2 protein-coding genes are annotated in these 1,400 nt (G+C 72.1%); both read left to right on the plus strand.

Annotated features, from left to right (window positions below):
• Positions 1-567: hypothetical protein (locus IF67_RS40055; protein ID WP_037840433.1), on the plus strand; the 567-nt coding region annotated here is incomplete at its 5' end.
• The coding region (locus tag IF67_RS40060; protein WP_234341648.1) for a condensation domain-containing protein at positions 471-1,400 on the plus strand (930 nt) is incomplete at its 3' end. The genes IF67_RS40055 and IF67_RS40060, both read left to right, overlap by 97 nt.

Consider the following 1,400-nt stretch of genomic DNA (forward strand, 5'->3'; position numbering starts at 1 on the left):
CCCCTCTTCCAGACCATGCTCGTCCTCCAGAACAACGCCGAGGGCACCCTCGACCTCCCCGGCACCACCATCACCCCCCACCCCCTCGACACCGCCCCCTCCAAATTCGATCTCGGCTGGAGCTTCACGGAGGAGCCGGACGCCGACGAACGCCCCCTGGGCCTGTCCGGCATCCTCCAGTTCGCCACCGATCTGTTCGACCGCAGCACCGCGGACGCCCTGACCCGCCTCCTCATCCGCGTTCTCGACGCCGCAGCGGACGCGCCGGACACCGCCATCGGTTCGCTGGAGATCTTCGCGTCACGGGCAGAGGAGCGGGCATTGCTGGACCGGACGGCCGGGCATCGTCTCCCCGCCCGCCGCGCCTCCGACCCTGACGATGCCGCGGGTGCCGGTGCGACGGTCGGGGGCGGCCCCGGACGGGCCGGGAGGGGCGAGCGTGGTCCGCGGTCGGCGCGGGAGGAGGTGCTGTGTCAGCTGTTCGCCCAGGTGCTGGGTGTGCCGACGGTACGGCCGCAGGGCTGGCGGATCTGCTGGCCGGGGGGACCGCGGCCCGGCCGGCGGTGACGGCGCGGGCGCGGCCGGCGGTGGTGCCGCTGTCGTTCGCGCAGCAGCGGCTGTGGTTCCTGGACCGTCTGGAGCAGAGCCCGACCTATAACGCGCCGTTCGCCTTCCAACTGCGGGGCCCGGTGGACGTGGAGGCCCTCCAGTCCGCCGTCAACGATGTGATCGGGCGCCATGAGGCGCTGCGCACCGTCTTCCCCGCCCACGACGGCGAACCGCGCCAGCAGCTGCTCGCCCCCGACGAGGCCGCCGTCGAGGTCACCGTGGTGCCGTGCCCCGCCGACGAGATCTCCGCCCGCTTCCACGCCGCGGCCTTCACGCCCTTCGACCTCGCCGAGGAACTTCCCCTACGGGTCTCGCTGTTCACGGCCGCACACGAGGAGCACGTACTGCTGTTGACGTTGCACCACATCGCCAGCGACGGCTGGTCGCTGGTGCCCCTCCTGCGCGACCTGTCCATGGCCTATCACGCCCGCCTCACCGGCAGTGCTCCTGTGTGGGAGCCACTGGCGGTCCAGTACGCGGATTACACGCTGTGGCAGCGTGAGCTTCTGGCGGACGTGGGCAAGGAGCAGGCCGAATTCTGGGCCGGGACGCTGAGGGACCTTCCACAGGAACTCGTTCTCCCCACCGACCGGCCCCGTCCGCCCCAGCCCACCCACTCCGGCGGCCTCGTCCACTTCCAGCTGCCCGCCGGCCTCCATGGACGCCTGGAATCGCTGGCGCGTGAGCATGGCGCGACGCTGTTCATGGTGCTTCAGGCGGGGTTGGCGGCGCTGCTGACGCGGCTGGGGGCCGGTACGGACATCCCGTTGGGTACCGCGACGGCGGGCCGG

It is taken from the genome of Streptomyces sp. NRRL S-1813 (genome assembly GCF_000719605.1).
GTDB lineage: Bacteria > Actinomycetota > Actinomycetes > Streptomycetales > Streptomycetaceae > Streptomyces > Streptomyces decoyicus.